This window comes from Mesorhizobium sp. M0037 (assembly GCF_040323635.1).
GTDB lineage: Bacteria > Pseudomonadota > Alphaproteobacteria > Rhizobiales > Rhizobiaceae > Mesorhizobium.
In genome coordinates, this window is the sequence record NZ_JAMYVB010000002.1 from 396,450 (window position 1) to 413,550 (window position 17,101).

Sequence of the window (17,101 nt, forward strand, 5' to 3'; positions counted from 1 at the left end):
TCTGGGGGGCTTCGAGTGAAAGGGCCGACAATCGTCATTCTGGTCGGGCGGACTGTTTCAGTTGGCGGACGGCACTACAGTGAACCGGAAAACGTATATGAACGGCACGATTGCCTGATCTGGTCGCTCGCGTGAATCAGTGTCTGGAAGCGTACAAAGCCTTGCAGAGCTATCGACAGCGCGGCCAACCGTCATAGAATGAACAGGATACAGCGCCGAAGACTCGATGCCGGCATCTAGCAATCTTTGCGAGACATCCGGCGCCTCTGCCGTCGGCCTTCCGCAGGGAGGATGATGTGCTGAAAACCGAAGTCATTGACCTTGAAACCTATAGCGCAGTCTACGCGGTGATCTCTGGCTATCGCGCTGACGACATTATCTCGACGGCGTTTGCGGTCGATGAAATCCGCGCAAGGTTTCCTGAGTGTCGCTGCGACGACGAGGAATTGGTCGGGCTTATGGTCCATGCCATGTCCGGTAAGAAAATTGCCGTGAGCTTCGACCACCGGGTGGAACCGGTCAGGCGGCGTGCTGCGCTGCCGATCGCTTCGGAGAGCAAAGGACTGCGATAATTGGACCACCATAGGTCCGTTGCGATTTTGGAAGACGAGGCGTTTATCGCGCTCGAACTTGAAGACATGTTGCGCGACGCGGGGTTCGACATCGCTGGGGTCTTTTCGTCCTGCGTCGACGCGCTGGAATGGTTCAGGGGCAGTTCTCCCGACATTGTTGTCATGGATATCGGCCTGGCGGATGGGATTGCGTACGAATAGCTACGTTGCTTGACGCCCGAAACATCCCCTTTGTCGTCCATTCGGCAAGCTACGCCAATTCGGGTTTTCACGATCCGATTTTCCTTCAAGGGACATGGGTCGCAAAGCCTGCCTCGCCTTCCGAGTTGCGCAACGCAATTCATGCCTCTCTGGCAATGGCAAACGGCGATGACGTGTCGTGGTCGGCTAAAGCCCGATAAATCCACAACCGCATCATGAATCCGGCGTTCAAACCAAGGCGCAATCGTCGGCCTGGAATTCACGGCACGATGGAACAAAATGGAAAATGCCGCGTTTGGGGTCTTGCGGCGCGATCCACATTGGCCGCGGGGGCAATTTTATCCGTATAAATCCATAGGGCTGGGAGTGGCGCTGTGACCGTGCAGGCATCCAAGAAGCAATTGGACCGTCGAAGCATTCTGAATTCTCTGAAAGCCTTCCGGCGCGGCGATTTCTCCGTCCGCATCGACAATGTTTATGAAGGCCTCGATTCCGAGATAGCTGAGACTTTCAATGAGATCGCTGACCTCAACGACCAAGTGACGCGCGAGTTCGAGCGCTTGAGCCGGGTCGTCGGCAAGGAAGGGCGGATAGGCGAGCGCGGCCGGGTTCGCAATGCCACCGGCAGTTGGGAATCCAGTGTCCGTTCAGTCAATGATCTCATAGAAGACATGGTTCAGCCAACGGCTGAGGTTGCGCGCGTTATCGGCGCCGTCGCCAAGGGCGACCTGTCGCAGACCATGATGGTCGAAATTGACGGCCGACCGCTGCGTGGCGAATTCCTGCGCATCGGCAAGATCGTCAACACCATGGTCGGCCAGTTGGCCTCCTTCGCCTCTGAGGTGACGCGCGTGGCGCGCGAGGTCGGTACGGAAGGCAAGCTCGGCGGCCAGGCCCGGGTCAAGGGTGTCGCCGGCACGTGGAAAGATCTGACCGACAACGTCAACGCGATGGCCACGAACCTGACCGGGCAAGTGCGCAACATCGCGGAGGTTACGACCGCAGTCGCGTCGGGCGACCTGTCGAAGAAGATCACAGTCGATGTCAAGGGCGAAATCCTCGAACTGAAGAACACCATCAACACGATGGTGGACCAGCTTAATTCCTTCGCTTCGGAAGTGACGCGCGTGGCGCGCGAGGTCGGCACTGAAGGCAAGCTTGGCGGCCAGGCGCGCGTTGAGGGTGTTGGTGGCACGTGGAAGGATCTGACCGACAATGTGAATTCCATGGCCGAGAACCTGACTGGCCAGGTGCGCAACATCGCCGAAGTGACGACCGCGGTGGCTTTGGGCGACCTGTCGAAGAAGATTACGGTCGACGTGAAGGGCGAGATTCTCGAGCTGAAATCCACGATAAACACGATGGTGGACCAGCTGAATTCATTCGCGGGCGAGGTCACGCGCGTGGCACGCGAGGTTGGCACCGAAGGCAAGCTTGGCGGCCAGGCGCAGGTGCGCGGCGTCGCCGGCACCTGGAAGGACCTCACCGACAACGTCAACTCGATGGCCGAGAACCTGACCGGTCAGGTGCGCAATATCGCCGAGGTGACGACGGCGGTCGCGTCGGGCGATCTGTCGAAGAAGATCACGGTCGCCGTGCAAGGCGAAATCCTGGAACTCAAGGACACCATCAACACGATGGTCGACCAGCTGAACTCCTTTGCCTCGGAAGTGACGCGCGTGGCGCGCGAGGTCGGCACCGAAGGCAAGCTGGGCGGCCAGGCCGAGGTGAGGGGCGTCGGTGGCACATGGAAGGATTTGACGGACAACGTCAATCTCATGGCCGCCAACCTGACTGGCCAGGTTCGAAACATCGCAGAAGTCACCACCGCCGTGGCGCGCGGCGACCTGTCGAAGAAGATCACCGTCGACGTCAAAGGCGAGATCCTGGAGCTCAAGGACACCGTCAACACGATGGTCGACCAACTGAACTCCTTCGCCTCTGAGGTCACGCGTGTGGCCCGCGAAGTGGGATCGGAAGGCAAGCTTGGTGGCCAGGCGCATGTCGAAGGCGTCGGTGGCACCTGGAAGGATCTGACCGACAACGTCAACGCCATGGCCGGCAATTTGACGGTGCAGTTGCGTGACGTGTCGAAGGTGGCAACGGCCATCGCGACCGGCGACTTGACCCAGAAGATCACCGTCGACGCGCTGGGCGAGATCTTGCAGATCAAGGACGTCATCAACACGATGGTCGACCAGCTCAATTCCTTCGCTTCGGAAGTGACACGTGTGGCGCGCGAGGTCGGCTCCGATGGCAAGCTCGGCGGCCAGGCCCAGGTGCGCGGCATCGGCGGCACGTGGAAGGACCTGACCGAAAACGTCAACGCCATGGCGGCCAACCTGACCGGCCAGGTGCGCAACATCGCCGAGGTGACCACCGCCGTGGCGCTCGGGGACCTTTCGAAGAAGATCACCGTCGATGTCCGCGGCGAGATCCTGGAGCTGAAGGACACCATCAACACAATGGTGGACCAGCTCAATTCCTTCGCTTCGGAAGTCACGCGCGTGGCACGCGAGGTCGGCACGGAAGGCAAGTTGGGAGGCCAGGCGCAGGTGCGCGGCGTTGCCGGCACGTGGAAGGATCTCACAGACAATGTGAACTCGATGGCCGAGAATCTGACCGGCCAGGTGCGCAACATCGCCGAAGTCACGACCGCCGTGGCGCGCGGCGACCTGTCGAAGAAGATCACCGTTGATGTGAAGGGCGAAATCCTGGAGCTCAAGTCGACCATCAACACCATGGTGGACCAGTTGAACTCCTTCGCCGGCGAGGTCACCCGAGTCGCGCGTGAGGTTGGCACCGAGGGCAAGCTTGGTGGCCAGGCGCGCGTCGAAGGTGTTGCCGGTACCTGGAAGGACCTGACCGACAACGTCAACCTGATGGCGACGAACTTGACCAATCAGGTGCGCGGCATCGCCGATGTCGTGACGGCGGTCGCGCAAGGCAATCTCAGGCGCAAACTGACGGTCGACGCGAAGGGAGAGATCGCCCTGCTGGCCGACACCATCAACGGCATGATCGAGACGCTTGCCACCTTTGCCGACCAGGTGACCAACGTCGCCCGTGAGGTGGGCATCGAGGGTAAGCTCGGTGGTCAGGCGCGTGTGCCAGGTGCCGCCGGCCTCTGGCGCGACCTCACCGACAATGTCAATCAACTCGCTGCCAATCTGACCACCCAGGTGCGTGCCATCGCCGAGGTTTCGACGGCGGTGACGAAGGGCGATCTTACCCGTTCGATCAGCGTCGAAGCCTCCGGCGAGGTCGCCGCGCTAAAAGACAACATCAACGAGATGATCCGCAATCTGAAGGATCAGACGCTGAAGAATGCCGAGCAGGACTGGTTGAAGACCAATCTCGCCCGGTTTTCGCGCATGCTGCAAGGCGAGCGCGACCTTGCCACCGTCTCGCGGCTCATCATGTCCGAACTCGCTCCTCTGGTGAACGCCCAGTATGGGGTGTTCTACGTCACCAATCGCCACGAGGAGGAATCCTATCTTGAGCTGGCGGCTTCCTATGGCGCCGAGAGCAAAGCTGCCATCAAGCAGCGGCTTGATCTGCGAGAGGGCCTGGTTGGGCAAAGTGCCGCCGACAAGCGCGCCATCATGCTGGACAATGTGCCGCCAGAATTCCTTCGGGTCACATCTGGTCTTGGCAGCGCCTCGCCAGCCAATGTCATCATCCTGCCTGCTCTGTTCGAGGATGAAGTCAAAGCCGTCATCGAGCTCGCCTCGTTCGGCGAGTTTCGTGACACACACCAGTCGTTCCTCAACCAGCTCATGGAATCCGTCGGCATCGTTCTCAACACCATCGCTGCGACGATGCGCACGGAGGGCCTGCTCAAGCAGTCGCAACTGCTGACGTCGGAATTGCAAGCGCGTCAAACCGAGCTGACAAAAAAGCAGGAAGAGCTGCATGCGACGAACGAGGAGCTGCAGGAAAAGGCGCAGCTGCTCGAGAACGAAAAGAAGCAGGTCGAAAACAAGAATCTCGAAATCGAGATGGCGCGACGCGCGCTGGAGGAGAAAGCCGAGCAACTTGCGCTCACGTCGAAATACAAATCCGAATTCCTGGCCAATATGAGCCACGAACTGCGCACGCCGCTCAATTCGCTGCTCATTTTGTCAAACCTGCTGGCGACCAACCAGCACGGCAACCTCAACGAAAAACAGGTAGAGTTCGCCCGCACCATCAATTCGGCAGGAACCGATCTTCTCAGCCTCATCAACGATATCCTCGATCTGTCGAAGATCGAGTCGGGCACTGTTTCCATCGACATCAACGATATGCCGGTGACGCATCTTCGCCAGCATATGGAACGAACTTTTCGTCAGCTGGCAGCCGACAAGGGACTTGGCTTCACCATCAAGGTCGATCCGGCGCTTCCCGACACGGTCCGCACAGATGAGAAACGCTTGCAGCAGATTGTCCTCAACCTGCTTTCCAACGCATTCAAATTCACCTCGGAAGGCGAGGTCAGCCTGAACTTCCGGGTTGAAAAGGCCGGCCGCCGCAATGGCGCGACGCAGCCGGTGAAGGCTCTCGCGATCGCCGTCACCGACACCGGCATTGGCATTCCAGAAGACAAACAGAAGCTGATTTTCGAGGCCTTCCAGCAGGCCGACGGCACCACCAGCCGCAAGTATGGCGGCACCGGCCTTGGGCTCTCGATCAGCCGCGAGATCGCTCGCTTGCTTGGCGGCGAATTGCGGGTCGAAAGCACGCCGGGCAAGGGGTCGACATTTACCCTCATCATCCCGTTCGACGGCCCCCGCGTGACGACAGTACAGTCGACCTTGGCTCCGGCGGCGGAGGCGGTTGCTGCGACAGCTCTGCTCAGCAGTCCGCCCTCGGCAGAGCTGATCGACGACCGCGATTCAATCCTACCCACCGATCGGATCGTGTTGATCGTCGAAGACGATCCGACCTTTGGCGGGTTGCTGCTTGGCCTCGCCCGGTCGGCCGGGCTGAAAGGCGTTCTGTCGACTGCAGGTTCCGGCACGCTGGCATTGGCCCGCAAGCTCGTTCCCGACGCAATCACACTTGATCTCGGACTTTCGGATATCGATGGCTGGGTGCTTTTCGATCTGCTGCGGCATGACCAGAAGACGAGGGGAATTCCCATCCATGTCATCTCGGGTGCCGAAGACATCGACAGTCTCGCACGCAAGGGGGCGTCCAGCATTTCCACCAAGCCCGTTTCCTCGGACGAGCTGATGAAGGTGTTTCAGGATATCCACTCGAAGAAGCTCCGCGTTCAGCGCCGCGTTTTGGTCGTGGACCCTGACCCGGAGCGGCGTCTGGCGCTGGTCGAGGCAATCCGCGACGGCGTAACGTCGGTCACCGCGATCGGTCGTGTTGCGGCCAATGCAGAAGACGTTGGCCTCGCCTCCTATGATGCCGTCGTGCTCGGCTTTGGACGCTCCGCCAAGGACAACGCAAAGGCGCTAGACGAGATCACCGGCCAATTCGGCGAAGCCTTGCCGCAGCTCCTGTTCTTTACGCCTCACCCGGACGCGCTTGAACAGGTACTGGCATTGAACCCGGCCTTGGCGGAAGCACCGCGGGCGGAGAACTTCGCTCAATTGGCGCTGCATATTTCGGCAACGCTGCCGGGAGAAGGTCGCCAAGAGGCCTGGGCAGGAACTGAACACAACGACAAGTCCGATCTCGCCGGGGCGAAAGTTCTCATCGTCGACGACGACATTCGCAACATCTATTCGCTCACCAGTGTTCTGGAGACCTATGACATACAGGTTCTGCATGCCGAGCGGGGCCGTGATGGCATCGCGCTTCTTGAACAGGCGCCCGATGTCGACGTGGCATTGATCGATATCATGATGCCGGAGATGGACGGCTACGAGACGATGCGGCGCATTCGCGGCACACCGGCGATTGCTCATATCCCGCTGATTTCCGTCACCGCAAAGGCGATGAAGGGGGATCGGCAAAAATGTCTGGATGCCGGGGCTTCCGACTACATCGCCAAACCCGTCGACCTGGATCTCCTGCTGGCGCTGCTTCGTGTCTGGATCGGGCGTGCCCGATCCCGTGTCGAGAGCCCGGAAAAAATTCTCCTGGCAGCGAACTGACGGCCCTTCGATGCAAAAGCTGGCAAGAAACAGGGTTAGGAAACTTGAGGTGGCAGCTCTTGCCGAAGGGCCGGCAAGAGCCCGCATCCTGGCGGTGGACGACGATGAGCGCAATCTGCTGGCGATCAGCGAAGTGCTCGCGACTATCGGAGAGGTCATCTGCGCCCAATCGGGCGAAGAGGCTCTGCGCTTTCTGCTGAAAGAGGAGTTCGCCGTCATTCTCCTGGATGTCCTCATGCCAGGGTTGGACGGGTATGAAACGGCCGCACTTATCCGCCAGCGCGAGCAATCCAAGCGCACCCCAATCATCTTCTTGACCGCCATCAACAAGGAGGATGCGCATATGCTGCGCGGCTATGATGCCGGCGCGGTCGACTATGTGTTCAAGCCATTCGATCCGATCATGCTGCGTTCGAAAGTCGCGGTTTTCGTCGAACTCCACGAGAAGACGCTCGAGATCCAGCGCAAGGCGGAGGTCGAGCAGGGACTATTGGCGCAGGCGTTGCAGGCGCACAAGGACAAGCTTCAGGCCGAACGCGCGCTGCGCAGCGCCGAGCAACGGCAGGATGCCATCCTGAATTCGTTGCCGGTCTGCTTTCATGCTCGGGCAGCCGAGCCACCCTTCGCGGCGCGCTTTGTTACCGAGGGCGTCGAGCGCTTGACCGGCTTTGCGCCTGAATACCTGACATCGGATCCAGAGTTCGGTCTCAGCCGCGTTCATCCGGACGACCTGCCGCGATTGAGGGAAGCGCTGCTGGCGGCAAAAACCACCGGCTCCTATACGTGCGAGTTCCGCTGGCAATGCGCCAATGGCGAGTATCGCATCTTTCTCGACCAGGGCGTGATGTCGGACGGCTCAGATGGCCGTGAACCGGAAATTATCGGCACATTGCTTGACATCACCGAGCGGCGCGGTCTTGAGGATCAGCTGCTTCAATCCCAGCGCATCGACGCTATCGGCAAGCTAACCGGCGGCCTGGCGCATGATTTCAACAACCTGCTCGCCGCAATTCTCAGTGGGTTAGGGCTGCTTGAACGCCGAGCCACGTTGGATGATCAGGCGCAACAGGTACTCGACCTGACGCGGCGTTCTGCAAAACAAGGCGCTGACCTTGTGGCGCGAATGCTGGCATTCTCGCGGCGCCAGACCCTGAAGCCGGAAGCGGTGCGCCTTGCTGCGCTGGGCGACACGATGAATGGATTGGTGGCGCCCGTACTGGGGGGGTTGATCCGTTTCGACTGGCAGATCGATGACACGATCTGGCCGGTGCATGTCGATGCAGGCCAACTTGAATTGGCCCTGATGAATCTGGTTTTCAACGCGCGTGACGCCATGCCCTCTGGCGGGACAATAACCGTGCATGCGCAGAATCGATCGATCGGGACGCAAACAGAGGATATTCCGCCGGGCGACTATGTCTTGATCGCCGTGAAGGACACCGGATCCGGCATACCCCCCGATCTTGTCGCCAAGGTCGTCGAACCGTTCTTCACCACCAAGCCGGTCGGTAAGGGAACGGGCCTCGGCCTCAGCACGGTTTACGGCTTCATGAAGCAGTCAGGTGGGACACTTCGCATAGAAAGCGTCGTCAACCGCGGAACTACCATGCAACTCTGGCTGCCACGTTCGACCGAACAGCCGGTCGATCCTGTGGTGGAACCCGGCATTGAACGAGCGTTCGCCGATGCCGGAATGGAGCACCCATCAATCCTCCTGATCGACGACAGCCATGTTTTGCGGCAATTGACCGCCGAGTCCCTTCGCCAGCGTGGTTTCGAGGTGACCTGCGCGGGAGGAGGGGCGGAGGCGCTGGCCATGATGGAGCGCACTCCCGACGAGTTCGACGTCATTATCACCGATTTCGCCATGCCACTCGTATCCGGCGTCGACGTGATCCGCTTCGCGCGCAATTTGCGCTCGGACTGGCCAGCGGTCATGATCACGGGCTATGCCGATGCCCGGGAGATTGCCGATCGGCCGGCCGACGTGCCCTTGCTCGGCAAGCCCTTCCGGGACGAGGATCTGTTCGAAGCGATTTTCCTCGCGATAGAGAATGCGGCCCCCCAAAAGATCAAAACCGGCTAGCGCTTAGGGGTTGTCAACGGTCTGGCCACGTCGCAAAGGGCCGCATTCCTGATCGGCAATCTTGGTCATTCGCAACAGTCGGCGCTACCAGCGTTCCTCGGTGTCGCGGTCCGGTAGGTCTATTCCGCAGCACACCCAACCAAGGCGCTGCGCTGAACCATAGTTGTACCGAGGCTCCAGATTAGCCGGATCATCGAAGGTACCGACGTGCAGCGCGATCTCGGTTGGCGACGCGTCGTAGCAAAGGCTGAGCGGCGACCCGCATTCTGGGCAGAAGCCTCTTTGCGCGATCGGCGAAGACCTTCGATATGTTGGCGTTCCGGAATTCCAGGTCAGGCTTTGGCAGGGCATCCAGGCAAGAACTGCAAACGCGCTGCCGGTCGCTCGTCTGCACATATCGCAGTGGCAGTAGTGAACCCTCGGTTCGATCCCGGCGCTGAATCGGATCCTGCCACAGAGACATCCGCCCTTGATGGCCAAGGAGCCGGGTAGGCGCTTGCCAACCTCACGCATTAAGATCGATCAAGGCGGCGCCGAACGCTCCGATCGCAGTCAAAGAGGCACTGCCGAGGTTTTGGTCGGTTGCGAAGGCTGTCAGCTCGCCGACGCCTTCGTCGCCGAGGTCGAGCACGACGACGAAAATTCTTTGCCCGCTGACCTGATTAGCGAGCTTGGGTTTCATGGCGTTCCGAACCTGTTGCGGGGCAGTTAATGGGCATGGTGCTCGGCATTCCGCTTGCGGGTTGCCGCTGCCTTCTTTGCCGATTCCGATCGGCTTGCGGCTGACCGTGAAGCCGATGCCTTGCCGCCGCTTTTCCCACCCTTGTGGGCCGCGGGGTGTCCGGTGTGTTTACCACGACCCGAGCCGCCTTCTTTCTTGCCGCCGCCATCGTCCTTGTTGACGGTCGCCCATGCCCGGCGCTCGGATTCCTTCTCGGAAACACCGCGCTTCTCATAGCCTGCGGCAATGTGGTCGGCCTTGCGTTCCTGTTTGTCGCTGTATTTCGATTTGTCGCCTCGTGGCATGGTCGTTCTCCTGGCTCAATGATGTTTGAACGGGATGCCGGCGGGAGAGTTCCAAGCGGAAATTCAGAAAACTGAAAACGCGGGCGAGGATTTCGACCAACGCGGAGCGCTATTGCTCCGGAGCCGTGGCGGGTGCCGTGTAGCGGCGGCGCACGGCACCGATCACGCGTTTCTTGAAGCGACCGAGCACGGCAAGCGTCTCCCTGGAGACGACGTCGTCGCGTGCCGTCTACTCGGTAGCCCAATGCAATGAAATACGTTCCGCGACCTCAGTAGCCACCGACCACCGGCAGGATCTCTCCCGTGATGTAACTCGAGCAATGCGACGAGGCGAGGAACACGTAAGCCGGGGCAAGTTCTTCCGGTTGCGCTGGCCGTTTCATCGGCGTATCCGCGCCGAATTTCGAGACGTCGTCGGCTTCCTTGTCCGAAGGGTTGAGCGGCGTCCACACCGGACCTGGCGCGACCGCGTTTACCCGGATGCCCTTGCCGATCAGATTGCCCGAAAGCGCTCGCGTGAAGGCATGAATGCCGCCCTTGGTCATCGAATAGTCAACCAGTTGCTTGGAACCGTCGATGCCGGTCACCGAACCGGTATTGATGATCGCGGAGCCCGGCTCCATGTGCGGCACGCTCTCCTGCGCCATATGAAAATAGCCGTAAAGATTGGTCTTCAGCGTCGTGTCGAAATGTTCCTCGGTCAGGTCGTTGAAGTCACTGGAATGGATTTGGAAAGCGGCGTTGTTGACCAGCACGTCGATCCTGCCGAATTTTTCGACCGTCAGCGCCACGGCGTTGCGGCAATGCTCGCGTTCACTGACATCGGCTTTTATCAGTATGCAACGCCGGCCTTCCTTTTCGACGGCGTTTTTGGTCGCTTCGGCGTCCCTGTCTTCACTCAAGTATACGATCGCAATGTCGGCGCCCTCGCGGGCGAACAAGACTGCCACCGAACGGCCGATGCCGGAATCACCACCCGTGATAAGCGCTACCTTGTCGTCGAGTTTTTTCGATCCGAGGTAGTAAGGCGCATCGTAGAGCGGAGCGGGCTCGATCGCCCATTCATGCCCCGGTTTGGGTTGATGCTGCTCGGGAAAAGGCGGCTCGGGATATTTGCGGGCGCCGGCTTGCATCGCTTGTTGCATTTTGCCATTGCTCTTCGTCTCGTCTTTGGCGTCGATACCACGCTGGATATGGCGTTGCTTGGCGGCTTCAGCTGAAGTCTGCGACTTAGTCTGCATGGCTTTCTCCTGTGCTCGGAGAACGAACAACGCATGCCGGGCAAAAAAGTTTGCGCAAATATCTCGATCCCGAAAGGGCTCGCCATTGCGAACAGCCCGCGAGGAGCGTGGAGCATTGGTCGTCAATGAGACTGGAATTGCCATGCCGGTGGCGTTCAGACAAACACCACATTCATTACCCGCTCAAAGCACGCTCTTCTCAGAACCATAGGGTTTGGCAATGCGGACCATGCCTTTCGTCCGGAGGCGCTGGTATAAATAGAAAATCGTCATCAAGCCGATTGCTGTTCCAGCGCCAAGACACAGCGCGAGCAATAGTTCTGCACCGACACGAAACGCAAGCAGAGTAACGCCCGCCGCAGCGACGATGGCATTTATGAATGCGATCATAGTCGCTGCAGTGGTCAGGTACGCCAGGAGAGGCCCAGTACGAAGAGAAGGTTCGGCGTCATTTTCGGGCCAGCGCCCGAATTCCTTGGAAAACTGGAAGGCAGCCTCGTCGCCCAAAGTTCGATAGTAGGCTCTGATCCGGGCAATGCCGATATGGGCCTGCATGTTCTCAGCGGCGATGTCGACCAACCTCAAGACGGTAAAGGCACCCAGTAAAAAGACCGATGGCAGCACAACCGCGACAAACGGCAGGAAGAACTCGGAGGACTGCGTAACAAAGCCCGTTGCCACCAGAGCGCTCGACAGAGACATAATGTAGATGGTCGTTCGCGACGCCATTTCACTTATAGACGTGCTGATCGCTGTCTGCTGCACGAAATGCTCTGTCGTCAGGGCCGCGAGAAACGAAGCATCGGGTGTCGGCGTGTCAGCCATGGAGTATGCTCCTGTCGGGTAGACCTGAGTTTTTCTTCGATATAGTGCTTGCGAGGCTGGCCGCCACTGGATGCTCCCGACGTCTGACCCATGCCGGTTTTATTGTGCCATATCCAGCGAGCCCGCATCACCGATCAAAAAGGGCCGATCATGTGGTCAGCAGATGCTGGCCATATCGCAGGCGAAATGTCTGCCGTGTTCAATCTGTATGGCCTCCTGTTGGGGATCCGGGTCGATGCGCATTCGCGGCGCGGTTGCAGTTGGGAGCGGTTCTGCGGCGGCGCTGATGCGAGTTCGCGCATTCGTGGCAGCGGCCTCGAAACGAATTCGGTCCCTAGGCCGGCAACGCGAATTCACCCGCAAGTTCAATGGTGCGGGCTTGCGGGCCGACTTTTCGGTGGCGAAGCCCATGACCACGGTCCACCAGACTCATAAATCAGCAGCCCGGATCCTGCCTACTGCGGTATCGCCAGGCCCTGCCGCAATCCTGTCGCCACGACTGAGACCCTGAATTTTCCGGCGAGTGCCCGGTCGAATATGGCGCCGACGATGATGTCGGCGTCGGCGTCGACCTCCTCGCGGATACGGGTGGCGGCCTCATCGACTTCGAACAGCGTCATGTCCATGCCGCCCGAGATCGAGACCAGGACGCCCTTGGCGCCGATCATCGAGGCTTCGTCGAGAAGCGGGTTTGCTATCGCCGCTTCGGCGGCTTTCCTGGCGCGGTCCTCGCCCGTGGCTTCCCCGGTACCCATCATCGCGCGGCCCATGTCGCGCATCACCGACTTCACATCGGCGAAGTCGAGATTGATCAGCCCCTCCTTGACGATGAGATCGGTTATGCAGCCGACGCCGGAATAAAGGACGCGATCAGCCATGGCGAAGGCGTCCGCGAAAGTCGTCTTTGCGTCGGCGATCCTGAAGAGGTTCTGGTTCGGAATAACGATCACGGTATCGGCGCATTCGCGAAGCTGCTCGATGCCCTCTTCGGCGGCTTGCATGCGGCGCTTCCCTTCGAAGGTGAACGGCTTGGTGACGACGGCCACGGTCAGGATGCCGGCTGCCCGTGCAGCGTTCGCTATGACGGGCGCGGCACCGGTTCCAGTTCCGCCTCCCATGCCGGCGGTCACGAAGCACATATGGGTTCCCGCAAGGTGGTCCCTGATCTCGTCGATCGATTCCTCGGCTGCCGCGCGGCCGACCGCCGGCAGGGACCCGGCGCCCAAGCCTTCCGTGACATGGGCGCCCAGCTGGATCAGCCGCGATGCTTTCGACATGGTCAGTGCCTGGGCATCGGTATTGGCGACGATGAACTCCGCACCCTGCAAATTTTCGGCAATCATGTTGTTGACCGCGTTGCCGCCGCCACCGCCGACACCGATAACGGTTATCTTCGGCCGCATTTCCGAGATGACGGGCCTTGCCGCGGTGCTCATCGTCTTGTCTCCTTGGAATTGATCGATAAAAAAGTTCCCGGAACGCGCCGCTTGAACACGCCAGGTGCAAGAATCAGGTTCTATCGCCTTGGCACAGGGAATCAGAGGGTGAACTTTGCGGCAAGACAAGATGTGGGACTTGTACCATATACCCCTGAACGAGCCGACCTTTTGGACGAGTCTCCAGCCAATTTCCGGAATTGGCCCGGCTTCTGGCCAGCGAAAATCCACAATCCGGGATCCAACCCCTTCAAGCTTCACGCGCCCGCCTTACGCGCCAGAACCTTGAGAATCTGGCGGCCGATCGACGCCTGACGCTTAGCGGATCGGCATCTTGCCGCGAAACAACGGCTGATGGGCCCGCATCAGAGCGGCAATCCGGTCGGCAATCTTTCGTACTGGCGGGGAGTGGCGTTCCTCATGATGGGTGACGATCCACTGGTCGGTTTCGAGTTCGGGGATAGGCTGAGCGACGCGAACCAGCCGCGGATCGCTGTCGCCGACGAAACACGGAAACACGGAAAGGCCGGCGCCCGCGGCCACAAGTTCTCGCACCGAATGGGTGTTGTTGCCTCGCACGCCGATGCGGTCGCCGTGATGGGCTTGCAGCCAACGCGCCGAGGCGACGTTTGCTCCTTCGCCGGTGACGCCGACGAACAAGCCGGCAGCGATGCCGTTGATCAGGTGGCGTCCGGAATAAATGGCATACGCGACCTTGCCGCTCTGGCGGCCGGCCAGCCACTGTTCGGTTGGACGCTCGCTGCGGATGCCGATATCGGCGGCGCGGCGACCGATGTCGACCCGGTCGGTGGTGGTGACGAGTTCCACCCTGATGCCGTCATCGACCGTCCAGATTTCGCCGATATGGGCCGAAACGAAGGCCGAGGTCCAAGGCCCGGCCGAGACGCGGACAATGCGGTCGGGGAGGTTTCCCTCGCGCCAGCGGGTCAGCGACTGCATTGCTGCTTCGACGTCTTCGGCGCGCCGCAGCAGTTCTTCACCGACCGGGGTTAGCCGGTAGCCGGTCTGCTGACGTACGAACAGCGCTTCACCGATCTGCTTTTCGAGCGCGGTGACGCGTCGTCCGAGTGTGGCTGCGCTGAGGCGCGTGGTTGCCGTAGCCGCGCTCAGGCCACCCAGCCGCGCAACGTCGAGAAACAACCTCAGATCGTCCCAGCCAATATCCATTTTGCAGAAATGAAAAACTCCTTGCGACCGTGGCTGTAGCGCGAAGCGGCCATCACGCGCAAGTATATAGGCACTGGAAGCGCTTGATAATTCTGCCCTGGCGGGAAAATGACAGGCACCTCGGTTGGCCAGGCAGTCAGCGCAATCCGTTCGATCGTGCATACGCTTTGCGCGATTGTTTTGCGTTTTCGACCAATCCAAGAGCGTGGGTATCCCGCTCGCCAAGGAGACGATCATGTTGCATGAACTTCGACACCGTTTCGCCTGCTGGCTTGCCTATCGCCAGACGATCGCGAGCTTGAGGCGGCTTCCAGACAGCATATTGGCGGATGCGGGCCTTTCTCGCGAAGAGATCCGCGAGCGTGCCCGCGACGCCAGCCTGCGTCGCTGAGATTGGAGGCGACCATGCAGAATGGAGCCGGCGGCGAGTAGCAATCAGGCGTCGTCTCCTCACTGCTGAGCTGCGGCTAAATTGTGCCAATGCAGTGGCCATGCTTGATGCGGCCGCAGTTTCGCTCCACATCGAAAGGGATGAAGACCGAGACATCCGAGCGGCGGCGGACTTTGCTGTGGGCCTTGCCCGCCTCGCTGGTCCTGCACGCGCTTATCACTGCGTTCCTGGTCTACGGCCTGCCCGTTCCTGCCCAGCAGCCGCAGGAGGAGCAACCTATCAATGTCGCACTCGTGCCGCCGCCCGAACCACCAAAGCCGAAACCCGAAGCCAAAAGTCAGCCTGAAAAGAAGGTCGAAAAGTCGGTACCGGACAACCTGCCGTCAGAGAAAGTCCTGAAGCCTGCATTCCAGTTCGGTGACAAAGACACCGGCCCCAGGAAATCGCTGGATGGGAGAAGCGCTCAGGACCAAGCGTCGTCCACCGCCAAGGACAGCGAGCCCAAGCCGGCTGCCACGCCAACCGATGCGGAGAGCAGATCTGAACCGACGCCCGACGCTGCAAAGCCGGCGGAGCCAGCCAGCATCGATGAGAAGCCGGAAGCTGACAAACAGGAGGCGGGAGCTCCTGACGCCGACAGGCACGAATCGGCCGCTGCAACACCTTCGGCTGATGATGGCGGTGAGATCGAGCTTCCTGCGTCGGCTCAGGCGCCTGAGGCCAGACCCGACACTGCACCGAAACCCAGCCCGGCGAAGGCCGCGAAGCCGCCGCGCGCAAAGGCCGCAGAGCCAAACCCCACGGCCAACTCACTAGCGTATGCGGGGCTTCCGGGTGTTCGCAAGCTTTTTTCAAAAGGCGCTACCGGCGATCCCTTCGCAACGAACTCGATGGCCGACGTGCCACGGGGGCAACGCGTAGCCGACCTTTGCTCCAATCTTCTGGGTCAGCAACTGAACGACGCCGCTTATCGCCCCGTATTGCTCCCAAGCATTCCACTAGAGGTCGGCAATCTTCTGGACGCCCCGGATACCGCTTTTCGTACCGCGACGACTTGGTATCATGTGCGCTTTCACTGTGGGATCGACACCAATGCGACGCATGTGACGTCCTTCGCCTTCCGTATCGGAGCCGCCGCTTCACCCGAGGAAAGCGTTTTTCTGGATCGGGAGGCCCGTCGGCAGGGTTTTCGAGTGGGACCAGGCATGTAGCCGAAGGCAAGGGTCTCAAAACCCACGTATTGCGGGCAACAATCACCTCTTGAACGGCTGCATGCCGAATGCCGTTGCTGCCGGGCCTCAGCCCTTCACTGGATTGGCTTTGCGCCACTCCTCATATTCGCCGCGAGCATCGTCGTGCAGCGGATAGTAGCGCTGCAGCGGGGCGCCCTGCATGAGCTTCTCGCGCGAGAACTCCTCCCAATCGTGATGTTTTTTCGATTCTTCAATTACCTTTGCCGCCATTGCGACGGGAAGCACAACCGCCCCGTCGTCGTCTGCGATGATAATGTCGCCCGGGATCACCGTGACACCACCACAGGCTATCGGAACGTTGACGGCGTTCGGATAGATGCTGGTTTGCACATGGTAGTTGGGCGTCCAGCCGCGCAGCCATAAAGGCAGATCGAGCTTTTCGACATTCGGCCGGTCGCGCATACATCCGTCGATGACGATGCCCGCGCCGCCTCTGCCCTTGAAATATGTCGACATCATATCGCCGAAGACGCCCGAGCTCATGTCGCCGCGCGCGTCGACGACCACCACATCGCCTTCCTGCGCGTGATAGAGCACGTGCCGGTGCAGTTGCGTTTCCGGGTCGGCGTATTCTCCCTCGCTGAAGAGGTCCGGCCGCTGCGGCAGGAACTGCAGCGTCAGCGCCGGCCCGACGATCGACTTCCCACGGTTCTGCGCCACCGGACCGACCATGTGGGGATTGCGGAAACCCATATGGCCAAGCGTGCCGGCAACCGTCGCGGCGCCGATTTCCCTCAGGGCGTCAATGAGGTCTTTGGGCGGCCGCGTGATGTCAGGGGTATGCGTCATT

Annotated in this window: 14 protein-coding genes; 6 read left to right on the forward strand and 8 right to left on the reverse strand. The window is 60.3% G+C overall.

All coding sequences use genetic code 11. The features are described 5' to 3' along the window. Positions 1–296: 296 nt before the first annotated feature. The 4 genes from NKJ78_RS06215 (at position 297) to NKJ78_RS06230 (ending at position 8,951) form a co-directional block, all read left to right on the forward strand. Entirely contained in the window at positions 297–572 is a 276-nt protein-coding gene (locus NKJ78_RS06215; protein ID WP_023725485.1) for a hypothetical protein, read from the forward strand. After that, positions 573–773 carry a response regulator gene (locus tag NKJ78_RS06220; protein ID WP_050593148.1) on the forward strand — a complete coding sequence of 67 codons (201 nt, stop codon included), beginning with the start codon at positions 573–575 and terminating at the stop codon, positions 771–773. A gap of 380 nt (positions 774–1,153) precedes the next feature. Next, entirely contained in the window at positions 1,154–6,865 is a 5,712-nt protein-coding gene (locus NKJ78_RS06225) for a HAMP domain-containing protein (RefSeq protein WP_352562402.1), read from the forward strand. A 49-nt stretch (positions 6,866–6,914) separates the two neighbouring features. Further along, positions 6,915–8,951 carry a PAS domain-containing hybrid sensor histidine kinase/response regulator gene (locus tag NKJ78_RS06230; RefSeq protein ID WP_245260461.1) on the forward strand — a complete coding sequence of 679 codons (2,037 nt, stop codon included), beginning with the start codon at positions 6,915–6,917 and terminating at the stop codon, positions 8,949–8,951. An 84-nt stretch (positions 8,952–9,035) separates the two neighbouring features. Here NKJ78_RS06230 and NKJ78_RS06235 read toward each other — a convergent pair whose 3' ends face one another. The 7 genes from NKJ78_RS06235 to NKJ78_RS06265 form a co-directional block, all read right to left on the reverse strand. Continuing rightward, positions 9,036–9,464 carry a GFA family protein gene (locus NKJ78_RS06235; RefSeq protein ID WP_084014358.1) on the reverse strand — a complete coding sequence of 143 codons (429 nt, stop codon included), beginning with the start codon at positions 9,462–9,464 and terminating at the stop codon, positions 9,036–9,038. Continuing rightward, positions 9,457–9,633 (reverse strand): PCC domain-containing protein, encoded by a 177-nt coding sequence (locus NKJ78_RS06240; protein WP_023739530.1) that lies wholly within the window; start codon positions 9,631–9,633, stop codon positions 9,457–9,459. The genes NKJ78_RS06235 and NKJ78_RS06240 overlap by 8 nt, the downstream gene beginning before the upstream one ends. 26 nt (positions 9,634–9,659) lie before the next feature. Then, entirely contained in the window at positions 9,660–9,977 is a 318-nt protein-coding gene (locus NKJ78_RS06245) for a hypothetical protein (RefSeq protein WP_023687854.1), read from the reverse strand. A gap of 269 nt (positions 9,978–10,246) precedes the next feature. Then, positions 10,247–11,218: an SDR family oxidoreductase gene (locus tag NKJ78_RS06250; protein ID WP_023687856.1), complete on the reverse strand. Its 972-nt coding sequence runs from the start codon at positions 11,216–11,218 to the stop codon at positions 10,247–10,249. A gap of 183 nt (positions 11,219–11,401) precedes the next feature. Continuing rightward, on the reverse strand, positions 11,402–12,043 hold the full coding sequence (locus tag NKJ78_RS06255) for a hypothetical protein (protein ID WP_023702102.1): 642 nt from the start codon (positions 12,041–12,043) through the stop codon (positions 11,402–11,404). A 455-nt stretch (positions 12,044–12,498) separates the two neighbouring features. Beyond that, positions 12,499–13,479 carry a cell division protein FtsZ gene (ftsZ, locus tag NKJ78_RS06260; protein ID WP_031193049.1) on the reverse strand — a complete coding sequence of 327 codons (981 nt, stop codon included), beginning with the start codon at positions 13,477–13,479 and terminating at the stop codon, positions 12,499–12,501. A 318-nt stretch (positions 13,480–13,797) separates the two neighbouring features. Beyond that, positions 13,798–14,667, reverse strand: coding sequence for a LysR family transcriptional regulator (locus tag NKJ78_RS06265; protein ID WP_023748088.1), 870 nt, complete (start codon positions 14,665–14,667; stop codon positions 13,798–13,800). A 235-nt stretch (positions 14,668–14,902) separates the two neighbouring features. Here NKJ78_RS06265 and NKJ78_RS06270 point away from each other — a divergent pair, with 235 nt between their 5' ends. Together NKJ78_RS06270 and NKJ78_RS06275 are read left to right on the forward strand one after the other, a co-directional pair. Further along, on the forward strand, positions 14,903–15,058 hold the full coding sequence (locus NKJ78_RS06270) for a YjiS-like domain-containing protein (protein ID WP_023739527.1): 156 nt from the start codon (positions 14,903–14,905) through the stop codon (positions 15,056–15,058). A 140-nt stretch (positions 15,059–15,198) separates the two neighbouring features. Continuing rightward, positions 15,199–16,269 carry a DUF930 domain-containing protein gene (locus NKJ78_RS06275; RefSeq protein ID WP_023739526.1) on the forward strand — a complete coding sequence of 357 codons (1,071 nt, stop codon included), beginning with the start codon at positions 15,199–15,201 and terminating at the stop codon, positions 16,267–16,269. Positions 16,270–16,356: 87 nt separating this feature from the next. Here NKJ78_RS06275 and NKJ78_RS06280 read toward each other — a convergent pair whose 3' ends face one another. Beyond that, entirely contained in the window at positions 16,357–17,100 is a 744-nt protein-coding gene (locus NKJ78_RS06280) for a ribonuclease activity regulator RraA (protein WP_023739525.1), read from the reverse strand. Position 17,101: the final 1 nt, after the last annotated feature.

Coding starts and splice junctions, on each gene's coding strand:
- NKJ78_RS06240 (WP_023739530.1), bottom strand. CDS start 9,633: ATGAAACCCAAGCTCGCTAATCAGGTCAGCGGGCAAAGAATTTTCGTC.
- NKJ78_RS06275 (WP_023739526.1), top strand. CDS start 15,199: ATGAAGACCGAGACATCCGAGCGGCGGCGGACTTTGCTGTGGGCCTTG.
- NKJ78_RS06245 (WP_023687854.1), bottom strand. CDS start 9,977: ATGCCACGAGGCGACAAATCGAAATACAGCGACAAACAGGAACGCAAG.
- ftsZ (WP_031193049.1), bottom strand. CDS start 13,479: ATGAGCACCGCGGCAAGGCCCGTCATCTCGGAAATGCGGCCGAAGATA.
- NKJ78_RS06255 (WP_023702102.1), bottom strand. CDS start 12,043: ATGGCTGACACGCCGACACCCGATGCTTCGTTTCTCGCGGCCCTGACG.
- NKJ78_RS06250 (WP_023687856.1), bottom strand. CDS start 11,218: ATGCAGACTAAGTCGCAGACTTCAGCTGAAGCCGCCAAGCAACGCCAT.
- NKJ78_RS06270 (WP_023739527.1), top strand. CDS start 14,903: ATGTTGCATGAACTTCGACACCGTTTCGCCTGCTGGCTTGCCTATCGC.
- NKJ78_RS06235 (WP_084014358.1), bottom strand. CDS start 9,464: ATGCGTGAGGTTGGCAAGCGCCTACCCGGCTCCTTGGCCATCAAGGGC.
- NKJ78_RS06265 (WP_023748088.1), bottom strand. CDS start 14,667: ATGGATATTGGCTGGGACGATCTGAGGTTGTTTCTCGACGTTGCGCGG.
- NKJ78_RS06280 (WP_023739525.1), bottom strand. CDS start 17,100: ATGACGCATACCCCTGACATCACGCGGCCGCCCAAAGACCTCATTGAC.